Origin of the sequence: Pseudoalteromonas sp. SG43-3 (assembly GCF_014164385.1) — a bacterium.
Classification (GTDB): Bacteria; Pseudomonadota; Gammaproteobacteria; order Enterobacterales; family Alteromonadaceae; genus Pseudoalteromonas; species Pseudoalteromonas distincta.
The window spans coordinates 229164-239417 of the sequence record NZ_JACJFC010000005.1; the positions used below are offsets into that span (position 1 = coordinate 229164).

The window sequence follows — 10254 nt, forward strand, 5'->3', positions numbered from 1 at the left end:
GACATAAAAAAACACGCTTTAAGCGTGTCGTTTCATTCTTATTTATTTCAGTGGTTGCGGGAGCCGGATTTGAACCGACGACCTTCGGGTTATGAGCCCGACGAGCTACCAGACTGCTCCATCCCGCGCCTGAAATTTGTAGACTTATTTAAAGTTGCTTACATTACAACTTGGCTTCCAATTAAAGAATTGGTTGCGGGAGCCGGATTTGAACCGACGACCTTCGGGTTATGAGCCCGACGAGCTACCAGACTGCTCCATCCCGCGCCTGTATATTTTAAGTCTATCGACTACTTTATTTTATCTCTTAAGTTAGAGTTTACAGTAACCTCAATCCCTAAGGAAATTGGTTGCGGGAGCCGGATTTGAACCGACGACCTTCGGGTTATGAGCCCGACGAGCTACCAGACTGCTCCATCCCGCGCCTGTAATTTCTTTAAAGCATTTTCGTAATATTTACTTGCCTGCCTTGAAGAGAGCGCTACTATATAGGAATAAACATTTAATGCAAGACCTAAACTAATTAAAGTTGTTCAACCGAACAAAAAGCAATCAAATTACTACTCTGCGATCAATCTTTGATGTGGATTAATCATTTTTTGCCATTCCCAGTCGGGATGTCCCATCACTATAAAGTCAGGGTTCTCAGTACTCTCTCGTTGGTTGTACGTTAGCGGATTAAATTCTGCATCCGTAATACAACCACCGGCTTCTTCAACAATAACTTGTGAAGCACCTGTATCCCACTCTCCCGTTGGACCAATTCTTAAAAAACAATCTGCTTTGCCCTCTGCAACAGTACAGGCTTTTAAAGAACACGAACCAATAGCAATCGTTGTAAACTGACTATTTAAATACTGACTCACCGCTTCTATTTTTTGGCGGCGGCTCACTGCAAGCGTCAAGCTCTCTGGCGGCGCTACAGATATTTGCTTATCAATTGAGTTTTCACGTTTAAAGGCACCATTTTTAGCAGTAGCAAAATAAGTCACACCTTTTGCAGGCCAATGAATAACGCCAAGCACAGGGTGATTATTTTCAATCAATGCAATGTTTACTGCAAAGTCGCCACTTTCTAAAATAAATTCGCCTGTACCATCCATCGGATCGAGCAACCAATAACGCTGCCAATCTTGTCTGTCGGCGAGTGCTGGTATAGGTGTTTCTTCCGACATAATTGGGATATCGGGTGCAAGTGCTTTTAATCCAGCAACAAGTACGTCATTTGCTGCTAGATCAGCTTTGGTAACAGGCGTATTATCTGATTTCTCTTGTTGGCCAATATCGCCTTTTTTATAAATGGCCATAATTGCATCGCCAGCACGCTCAGCTAATTCAATGCACGGTTCGATTAATTTATTCATCGGCAGCTCCAGACGCTAAATACTTATCTAATAATAGCAAAGCTGCAACACTGCGTGCTTCGGTAAAATCTTCTTGGTCTAATAATGACTGCCACTGAGTTAATGGCCACTTAACAACAACTAGCGGCTCTGGTTCGTCACCAATAAGGGTTTGAGGGTATAATTGCTTAGCAAATAAAATATGCATTGTGGCATTAAAGTAACTCGGCGCCATTGTTACTGTTCTTAATGGTTTAAAATACTCAGCGCCAAAGCCAATTTCTTCTTTAAGTTCTCTGTTAGCAGCTTGCTCTGGGGTTTCGCCCGGATCGATTAAGCCTTTAGGAAAACCTAACTGGTAATTGTTTGTGCCCGCACAGTATTCACGTACAAGTAGTAACTCATTATCTGCACTTAACGGAACAATCATCACTGCTCCCCGGCCACCGCCGCGAATTCGCTCATACTGGCGCTCTTCGTTATTAGAAAACTTTAACTCTAAAGACTCCACAGTAAACAGGCGACTTTTAGCAACAACATTGTTACTGAGGATTTGTGGTGGTGTTGGGTGCTTTTTCTGTGTCATTGGCGTTAATTTGCTATCATGGCAGTTAGTTCAATAATAAACCTTATAAGTTGAAATTCCTATGTTAAATTGGTCAAAAATCGATACCGTTTTGCTCGACATGGATGGAACATTACTCGATTTACATTACGACAGTCATTTTTGGCTTAACGTTATCCCTGCGCAACACGCATTAGCTAGAGGCATTAGCCTAGATGCAGCTAAAGCAGATATTTTAAAACGCTATCAAGCTGTGAGCGGTCAAATACAGTGGTATTGTTTAGATTATTGGGAGCAGCAATTAAACTTGCCTATAATGGAGCTTAAACGAGAGTCTCAGCATTTAATTAAAATGCGCGAAGACGTACCTCATTTTTTAACCGAGCTTAAAAAAGCAGGCAAAGAGTTAATTTTACTTACCAACGCCCACCCTGAGAGTGTCATGCTGAAATTTGAGCATACAGCGATTGATAACTACCTAGATGGTGTAGTGTCTACTCATGAATATGGAGTAAGTAAAGAGCAGCAAAGTTTGTGGCACCAAGTACAAAAAGACTTAGGGTTTAATAAGCAGCGCACTTTGTTTGTAGATGACAGTGTGCCGGTATTAAATGCCGCACGAGAATACGGCATCGAGCACTTACTTGCAGTTGCTAACCCTGATAGCCAACAACCACATAACGAAATAGCCGATTACCTGAGTGTTACCGACTATCGTAAGATTATTTAACTCAGTTTACGTGGGCTAGATTTTTGGGTAACGCGCTTCAAGGCCTTGGTATACTAACTTTGCAAAATCTGCATGTTCTGTATCAAGGCTTTTAACTACTTCAACTAAATGCTCGTTATCTTCTTGCCCGTTCCATTCTTTAATATAGCTACCATCTTTGTAGCCGTGATCTTGGCGGAAAAAGTTTAACGTATTTTTACCTACGTAGCCGCGATATAAATCATCAATATCCATACCCATTTGCGCCATACAGCCGGCAAAGGCAGCGGCATTAAACGTTTTATCTGCAACGGCGGAAGCCGCTAATATTTCTAGCGTTTGTTTAAAGTCATCCGCTTGTTGAGCATTACTAAGCTCAGCTTCAAGTTGCTTTGCTAAGTCTTCGTAGCTAGTTTTGCCGTCAATTCTAAGCGATAGACCAAAATGAAAAATATCAACCAACTCTAAAATAACTTGTTCAGTATCTGGTGTTTGTTTTTTCCACCATTTCCAACCATGATGATCCAGCATTTCAGCGCACTCAACCCAAATAGCGCGGTACCATTCGAATCCTTGAGTAAACCATTGCTCATGTACTTTAGTGTTCATGGCGTTTTGCATTTCTAGCATAACTACTAGCTTGTTTAAATTGGCAGACATATTCATTCCTGTCGTTTTTGATTAGTGTAATAGTACCGATAAAGGAAGCTTAACGCATCAGCACTATCTTAATATGTAGTTTACTTTGAGCCGCTAAATTCAGCCCATGAATCAATTAAATCAATGAAATCTTCAAAGCCACAACCACTACTTAAACCATTTTCTTCAAGCGCTAAATCGTCATCTTGATACGCTATTAGGTCTTCACTGTCTTGATGAAGCGCATGGGCTTCAAATAGTGCTTCGTCTTTGGTTAATATTAAATCTATTTCTTGGCCTTTTAGCGTTAGCGGCTCATAGCTTGAACTCACCGATGCAATAAGCGCTTGAACCATAGCTACTTTGTCTTTGCCTATTTCTTCGTTTAGCCAGCGACCAATAATAGCGTGTTCACTACTTATTTTAATACGTAGCCCACTAATAGGGTCGCGAATAAATTGATATTCCATAGGATTTGCCTGTAAATCTTTAATTGCGTAATTATATACGTAAACGCCCGCAAACCACAGGACATATAAAGTAAAATAGCGCCACAAGGGCGCTATTTTATTCAACTTTAAAGCAGTTAACTTCGCGATCTATAACGCGCTGCGTCAATAATCGACCATAAGTAAATAATAGGCACTAGTACAAAACCTACAAGCACATAAATTAGTGCGTAACTTATTATAATAGCGAGTGCAAAAAATATAGCCGCTAAAATACGCCCTTGCACTAACTGCCCTAAACCAGGAAAAAATATATTACATAATGCTGCGATTACGTTACCGCCAGAACCTTGATCTGCCATACTAACCTCTGTATTTATTTGATTTTATAATTATTTACTTACACACTCTATGCCAATTTATTAAAGCTTACAAATCAAATAGTTAAATTAGTCTAGATTTAGAGAGTTAGTAAATTTTGCTAACTTTAGGTCAAATTAGCAATTTTTATTGTGCGTTTACGCTTTTTTGTTTGTTCAAAAAATTATCAAGTTACTCGTTTTTAAGGCTATTTTATAAATAGCTGTTTATAAAAACAGTATTTTATTTAGCCTAACAAAAACACCTGTTATACTGCCCACAATATTGATTAAAAAGGCGTAACGATGGACGTTTCACAATTACTCGATGGCTTAAATGACAAACAACGCGATGCCGTTGCAGCCCCACTACAAAACATGCTGGTATTAGCAGGTGCTGGGTCTGGTAAAACACGAGTGTTAGTTCATCGTATTGCGTGGCTTATGCAAGTTGAGCAAGCATCTGCTTACAGTATTTTTGCCGTAACCTTTACTAATAAAGCGGCTAAAGAAATGCGCAGCCGCGTTGAAGAAACACTAAAAGCCCCTGTAGGTGGTATGTGGATTGGTACGTTCCATGGTTTGTCGCATCGTATTTTACGTGCTCATCACCGTGAAGCTAACTTACCAGAAGCCTTTCAAATTTTAGACTCTGACGATCAACTTCGGATGATCAAGCGCTTATTAAAATCGATGAATATCGATGATAAAAAATGGCCCGCCAAACAATTTGGCTGGTACATCAGCGCTAAAAAAGATGAAGCACTTCGCCCTAAAGATATTCAAGCATACGATATTAACGAGCAAATGATGCTGCGTGTTTACGCCGCCTACCAAGAGGCCTGTGATAGAGCAGGCCTAGTAGATTTTGCCGAAATATTACTACGCAGCTACGAAGTGTTAAAAAATAACCCAACGTTACTGCGTCATTATCAGCAACGCTTTGCACATATGCTCGTAGACGAGTTCCAAGATACAAATACCATTCAATATGCTTGGTTAAAGTTACTTGCAGGCGATACAAGCAGTATCATGATTGTAGGCGACGATGACCAAAGTATTTACGGTTGGCGCGGTGCTAAAATCGAAAATATTAAACGATTTTTAACTGACTTTAGCGCAGAAACCATTCGTCTTGAACAAAACTACCGTTCAACAGCAACTATTTTGAAAGCGTCTAATGCATTAATTCAAAATAACTCAGAGCGTATGGGTAAAAGCTTATGGACCGACGGTAACGATGGCGAGCCAATTTCTATTTATGCGGCATTTAATGAGTTAGACGAAGCACGCTTTGTAAGTAGCAAACTACGAAGCTGGTTAAATGCAGGTAATGCCCTACAAGATGCCGCAATTTTATACCGTAGTAACGCGCAATCTCGTGTACTTGAGGAAGCCATGCTGCAAGAAGGCTTAAAATACCGTATTTATGGGGGTATGCGATTCTTCGAACGACAAGAAATTAAAGATGCGTTGTCGTACTTACGCCTAGTAGGTAATCGTCAAGACGATGCCGCGTTTGAGCGTGTAATTAATACGCCAGCACGCGGTATTGGCGATAAAACATTGAGCCATATACGCGATTGTGCACGAGCAGAATCGTTACCGCTTTGGTATGCCGCAAAAGCAATTGTAGAACAACAGCATTTATCTGGTCGTGCTTCTGGTGCAGTAAGTAAGTTTGTAGAACTCGTTGAACAAATAGAAGATAAAATTAGCGACCTAACTTTGCATGAGCAAGCCAAGTACACAATTCAAACCTCAGGCTTAATGGCAATGTACCAAGCCGAAAAAGGTGAAAAAGGCCGTGCTCGCGTAGAAAACTTAGAAGAGCTAATTAGCGCTTGTGATCAGTATGAGCTGCCTGAAGACGAAGAGTACAGCTCACCTTTACAAGGCTTTTTAGCCCATACGTCACTTGAGTCAGGTGAAGGACAAGCAGAAGAACACGAAGACGCCGTACAAATGATGACGCTTCACTCAGCTAAAGGCTTAGAGTTTCCGCTAGTGTTTATGGTAGGCGTAGAAGAAGGCATGTTCCCTTCTCAGCAAAGCAACGAAGAGTCGGGTCGCTTAGAAGAAGAGCGCCGCCTTTGTTATGTAGGCATGACACGAGCAATGGATAAGTTATACATTAGCCATGCTGAGAGTCGCCGTTTATACGGGCAAGAAAAATACCATAGCCCATCTCGCTTTTTACGCGAAATCCCTGAAGACTGCGTAGAAGAAATCCGTATTAAAACACAGGTTTCTCGCCCGCCTGCCGCTGGGCGTTTTAGCGCATCAGTTAGCCATGCCGCATTTGAAGACAGTGGCTTTAACTTAGGACAACGCGTACTGCATGCTAAGTTTGGTATTGGTACTGTACTGAATTATGAAGGTAGTGGCGCACAATCTCGCGTACAAGTTAACTTTGACGACCTTGGTAGCAAATGGTTAGTAACGGCCTATGCACGATTACAAGCGGTATAAAGCACACCTAAATGAGTTAGAGCAACAATTAGCTGGCGCGTATCATCGTCAGCTAGTGTTGATCACGGGCAGCCCAGCTTGGTGTTATGAAATACTTAACTCATTAATAGATGAAAACAATACACTTGTTGTATCAAAGCAGTGCGCGATTAAAAATTCGTACTGGCCTACTCGCACACACCAAATTTTAGGGCAAGAATTTGCTCATGCTGTTTACGATGGTTTTAGTGGTTTGCACCCTGATAAACTTGCAGCACTTGCCGGCACCGTTAAAGCAGGCGGTATACTGTTTTTATTACTGCCTGAACTAGATGATTTAGCCTCTTGGCAAGATCCCGCATTAAGTACAGTGCAATCACACGGTCAGAGCATTGACTACAGCATATTTAATCAGCGTTTCGCAACTATTATTAAACCGTTACCCGCTTTTCATTTGAGTGAAAAAAGTGGCTGTATTAATCATAACGCCAGCTATGTAGCTCATAATAAAATTGATTATCAACCACAGCAAAACTGCGTTGATCAAATAGTAAAAGTAGCCAACGGTCGTGCCAACAGGCCTTTACTTATTAATGCTGATAGAGGCAGAGGTAAGTCGGCAGCACTTGGCTTAGCCGCGGCAAAACTAACTGATAAAAAAGTAATTATTTGCAGTACTCAGTTTAAAGCGACCCATAGCAGCTTTAAACATTTAGCCCAAGAGTTAAGCCTTCAATACAACGCTGAACATAAACAGCTCGCCAACTTGCACTACGTTGCACCTGATGCGTTATTAAACACACTACCTGAGTGCGATTTACTACTCGTTGATGAAGCTGCAGCAATCCCTGTTCCGTTATTACTACAAATGCTAGCTCATTACCCTCGTATAGTATTTGCAAGCACTCTGGTTGGGTATGAAGGCAATGGTAGGGGTTATACCATTCGCTTTAGTAACTATATTAAAGCGCACTATAAAGCCTCTAAAGTTGTAACGCTTGATGAGCCACTGCGTTTTGCTAAACACGATCCCCTCGAGAAGCACATTCGCACCTTACTTGCACTCGATGCAGAATATATAGAGTTAAGTAGTGATGAATTAGAGCAGCCAATTCATAGCGAAGTAACTCAGCAATCCCTTGTAAACAATGAGCCTTTACTGCAACAAGTTATTGCCCTACTTGCACTGGCTCACTATCAAAGTAGTGTCAACGACTTACGCCAACTACTAGACGCACCATCGCAAAGACTATTTATTAGCAAAATTAATAATCAATTAGTTGGCGTATGCTTAATCGCCATAGAAGGTGGTTTGAGTGAAGAACTTGCCCTACAGGTTATAAGTGGAGAGCGCCGTCCGCAAGGACATTTAATGGCGCAAGCACTCTCACAACTTAGCTTTAATAATGACTGTTTAACACAACTGAGCGCCCGCGTTGTACGAATAGCGATTGATCCGAGTTCCCACAATATAGGACTTGGTAAAAAGTTACTTAGTTATTGCGAATCGCAGGTAAAAAGCCAATGTAGTTGGCTTGGTGCAAGCTTTGGGGCAACAGCGCAGTTACTTAATTTTTGGCAAAACCTAGGGTTTGATACTGTAAAATTAGGTTATCAACGCGATAAAAGCACCGCTGAACATTCGGCGCTTGTGGTTAAATGCTTAAGTGACAAAAGTACAATTCTTCAACCCCTAAAAAAGCAGTTTAAAAACGATTTCTTTTATGCTCTTTTAACACACTTTAAAACACTAGATTGGCAACTCGTGAATATTATAACTGAAGGATTTAGCGACGAGTTAATAAGCCTAGAGACTCACGACCGATTAGCGCTGCTCACTAAAAGTAACTTCACTCAATTTAGTATCTCTGCAACTCTTTGGCAGGTAGTGAACCAGTCACCTTCTTGTATATCTCAATTAACAGAGTCGGATAAACAACTTTTAATAAAGCTAGTACTTCAAAATGAAAGTAATGAAAAAGTGATTCAACACTTAGGTTTATTAGGAAAAAAGCAGCTTGAGAATCAATTTAAACGTGCCATAAAAAACCTCACTAGCACCATCTAATAATTTCTAGTTGCCCTATCTCTGTTAAATTTTATCCATCTTTAAGCTATTTATTTAATTTGTTCTATCCTTAAAGCATTAATAGGTAAATTAAGATAAAGGCATGGAATTAATAAACTTTAAAGTGGGCTGCAAAACAATTTCACTTAAAATACTCGATATTTTATTAACAGAGCGCTTTGACAATAATCTAACAACTTTACCCAACAATAATAAAAGCTTTATTGGTGTTAAAGATTATATGGATATACCAACGCCTGTTTTTGATTTAGGTATTATTTTAAATAATATCTCAACTGAACAAAGTAATGCGCATGTACTAAAGCAACTAAGAATATGGCAAGACAAACTATTAAACTGGTTTAATACCCTTCAAAGCAACTTATTAAATAGCTCGGCTTCTATTTCAAATAATGACGCCGAACTACAAGATTTTGTTTTGTTTTACAAAGAATTCAACACCGACAATGAAGACTTAAAATTAACAATGTCTCGGCTTGACGAGCCCTTCCAATCATTACTAGAAACAGCGAAAGCAGCCATAGCAGCCCATAATCGAAGTGATGATAAACACACATCAGCTCTGCTCGACAAAATTAAGCGCAGTAGTCTAATTCAGCTTGAGCGTTTATTTGAATCCGCTAAAGAGCAAATAACCTTAGACTATAAACCTATTATTGTTTTCACCACCAAAGATGGATTAAATCCACATGTTGGTTTATTAGTAGATAAAGTTGAAGATAATATCGACTATAAAAAAGAAGACATAAAGCCACTGGATAAGCTCACTGAGGTTGGTTTTGATCTAGACCCACAAACTAAAAATATGATGCTAGGATTAATCAAGCTCCCCCAAAAACACAGTGTATTAATTGATCCAAGTGTAATATTTAAACCAACCCAAATAGAAGAACCCGAAAGTGAAGGAACCCAAGCTTACGGATTATTTTAAATAGCCTTTAGATTTGGCTATAAACTTTAGTACTGGAATAATGAGCTATTCCGCTCAACTTGTACATTTAGATGAATAGAAGAATCGAGTATGTAATGTCCGTTACTCCCCATATTTCACTTTTCTAAAGATGTAAAAAAGCCCGACTATTTCTAGTCAGGCTCTCTACAATTTGAGGTCTGTGCGCTACGCAGTAGAGTGTCGTAGTGCCCACAGCGGTGGAGAGCCACAGTGAAATGCTACACTCTCTTTGTGTCGGGAGTCGCGGTGCTCGCCCGACCTACGTGATAGGTGTTGCTGTGAGTGGATGTTAATTACGCGTATTTCACTTTTTTCAGACGTAAAAAAGCCCGACTATTTCTAGTCGGGCTCTCTACAATGTGAGGTCGGTGCGCTACGCAGTAGGATGTCGTAGTGCCCACAGCGGTAGAAAGTCACATAGCAAATGCTACACTCTCTTTGTGTCAGGGCGGCCTTCAGTGGGTCTCGCCTTCTAGCTGTTTTGTTTCACTGCTAAGTGCGGTTTGGGCTCTTGGCTATTTACCAAATCCCAGACAGCAAAAAACCCGTCACATTGCTGTAACGGGTTTCTTTAATTTGAAGCCTGGTAATGTCCTACTTTCACATAGCAAATGCTACACTATCATCGGCGCTGTTTCGTTTCACTACTGAGTTCGGCATGGAGTCAGGTGGGTCCAAAACGCTATTGTCACCAAGCA

Annotated in this window: 9 protein-coding genes, 3 tRNA genes and 1 rRNA gene; 4 read left to right on the forward strand and 9 right to left on the reverse strand. The window is 40.5% G+C overall.

Annotated features, from left to right (window positions below; genetic code table 11):
• Window positions 1-51 precede the first annotated feature (51 nt).
• The 5 genes from H5157_RS06670 to nudE form a co-directional block, all read right to left on the reverse strand.
• Window positions 52-128 (reverse strand) — tRNA-Met (locus H5157_RS06670).
• Window positions 129-190: 62 nt separating this feature from the next.
• Window positions 191-267 (reverse strand) — tRNA-Met (locus tag H5157_RS06675).
• Window positions 268-347: 80 nt separating this feature from the next.
• Window positions 348-424 (reverse strand) — tRNA-Met (locus tag H5157_RS06680).
• 136 nt (window positions 425-560) lie between these two features.
• On the reverse strand, window positions 561-1364 hold the full coding sequence (cysQ, locus tag H5157_RS06685; protein WP_182695533.1) for a 3'(2'),5'-bisphosphate nucleotidase CysQ: 804 nt from the start codon (window positions 1362-1364) through the stop codon (window positions 561-563).
• Window positions 1357-1929 carry an ADP compounds hydrolase NudE gene (gene nudE, locus H5157_RS06690; RefSeq protein WP_154903622.1) on the reverse strand — a complete coding sequence of 191 codons (573 nt, stop codon included), beginning with the start codon at window positions 1927-1929 and terminating at the stop codon, window positions 1357-1359. Before nudE ends, cysQ begins: the two co-directional genes overlap by 8 nt.
• Before the next feature lie 61 nt (window positions 1930-1990).
• Here nudE and yrfG point away from each other — a divergent pair, with 61 nt between their 5' ends.
• Window positions 1991-2638: a GMP/IMP nucleotidase gene (gene yrfG / locus H5157_RS06695; RefSeq protein WP_165724387.1), complete on the forward strand. Its 648-nt coding sequence runs from the start codon at window positions 1991-1993 to the stop codon at window positions 2636-2638.
• Window positions 2639-2653: 15 nt separating this feature from the next.
• Here yrfG and H5157_RS06700 read toward each other — a convergent pair whose 3' ends face one another.
• The 3 genes from H5157_RS06700 to H5157_RS06710 all read right to left on the reverse strand — a co-directional run bounded on the left by H5157_RS06700 (window position 2654) and on the right by H5157_RS06710 (window position 4067).
• Window positions 2654-3277, reverse strand: a complete 624-nt coding sequence (locus H5157_RS06700; RefSeq protein ID WP_002963012.1) for a dUTP diphosphatase — start codon at window positions 3275-3277, stop codon at window positions 2654-2656.
• An 80-nt stretch (window positions 3278-3357) separates the two neighbouring features.
• Window positions 3358-3726 carry a YacL family protein gene (locus H5157_RS06705; protein WP_002963010.1) on the reverse strand — a complete coding sequence of 123 codons (369 nt, stop codon included), beginning with the start codon at window positions 3724-3726 and terminating at the stop codon, window positions 3358-3360.
• Between the two features lie 116 nt (window positions 3727-3842).
• Complete coding sequence (locus H5157_RS06710; protein WP_002963009.1) at window positions 3843-4067, reverse strand: hypothetical protein; 225 nt, start codon at window positions 4065-4067, stop codon at window positions 3843-3845.
• A gap of 303 nt (window positions 4068-4370) precedes the next feature.
• Here H5157_RS06710 and uvrD point away from each other — a divergent pair, with 303 nt between their 5' ends.
• The 3 genes from uvrD (at window position 4371) to H5157_RS06725 (ending at window position 9535) form a co-directional block, all read left to right on the forward strand.
• The gene (uvrD, locus tag H5157_RS06715) at window positions 4371-6536 is read left to right on the forward strand and encodes a DNA helicase II (RefSeq protein WP_002963007.1); all 2166 of its coding nucleotides are present in this window, start codon (window positions 4371-4373) and stop codon (window positions 6534-6536) included.
• On the forward strand, window positions 6514-8583 hold the full coding sequence (locus tag H5157_RS06720; protein ID WP_182724399.1) for a GNAT family N-acetyltransferase: 2070 nt from the start codon (window positions 6514-6516) through the stop codon (window positions 8581-8583). Before uvrD ends, H5157_RS06720 begins: the two co-directional genes overlap by 23 nt.
• A 103-nt stretch (window positions 8584-8686) precedes the next feature.
• On the forward strand, window positions 8687-9535 hold the full coding sequence (locus tag H5157_RS06725; RefSeq protein WP_182724400.1) for a chemotaxis protein: 849 nt from the start codon (window positions 8687-8689) through the stop codon (window positions 9533-9535).
• Window positions 9536-10137: 602 nt separating this feature from the next.
• Here H5157_RS06725 and rrf read toward each other — a convergent pair.
• Window positions 10138-10252: ribosomal RNA gene (gene rrf / locus H5157_RS06730) — 5S ribosomal RNA — on the reverse strand.
• Window positions 10253-10254 lie beyond the last annotated feature (2 nt).

Excerpts from the sequence above, each read along its gene's own strand:
- H5157_RS06700 (WP_002963012.1), bottom strand. The coding sequence starts at position 3,277 with ATGTCTGCCAATTTAAACAAGCTAGTAGTTATGCTAGAAATGCAAAAC.
- uvrD (WP_002963007.1), top strand. The coding sequence starts at position 4,371 with ATGGACGTTTCACAATTACTCGATGGCTTAAATGACAAACAACGCGAT.
- nudE (WP_154903622.1), bottom strand. The coding sequence starts at position 1,929 with ATGACACAGAAAAAGCACCCAACACCACCACAAATCCTCAGTAACAAT.
- H5157_RS06720 (WP_182724399.1), top strand. The coding sequence starts at position 6,514 with ATGCACGATTACAAGCGGTATAAAGCACACCTAAATGAGTTAGAGCAA.
- H5157_RS06725 (WP_182724400.1), top strand. The coding sequence starts at position 8,687 with ATGGAATTAATAAACTTTAAAGTGGGCTGCAAAACAATTTCACTTAAA.
- H5157_RS06710 (WP_002963009.1), bottom strand. The coding sequence starts at position 4,067 with ATGGCAGATCAAGGTTCTGGCGGTAACGTAATCGCAGCATTATGTAAT.
- H5157_RS06705 (WP_002963010.1), bottom strand. The coding sequence starts at position 3,726 with ATGGAATATCAATTTATTCGCGACCCTATTAGTGGGCTACGTATTAAA.
- yrfG (WP_165724387.1), top strand. The coding sequence starts at position 1,991 with ATGTTAAATTGGTCAAAAATCGATACCGTTTTGCTCGACATGGATGGA.
- cysQ (WP_182695533.1), bottom strand. The coding sequence starts at position 1,364 with ATGAATAAATTAATCGAACCGTGCATTGAATTAGCTGAGCGTGCTGGC.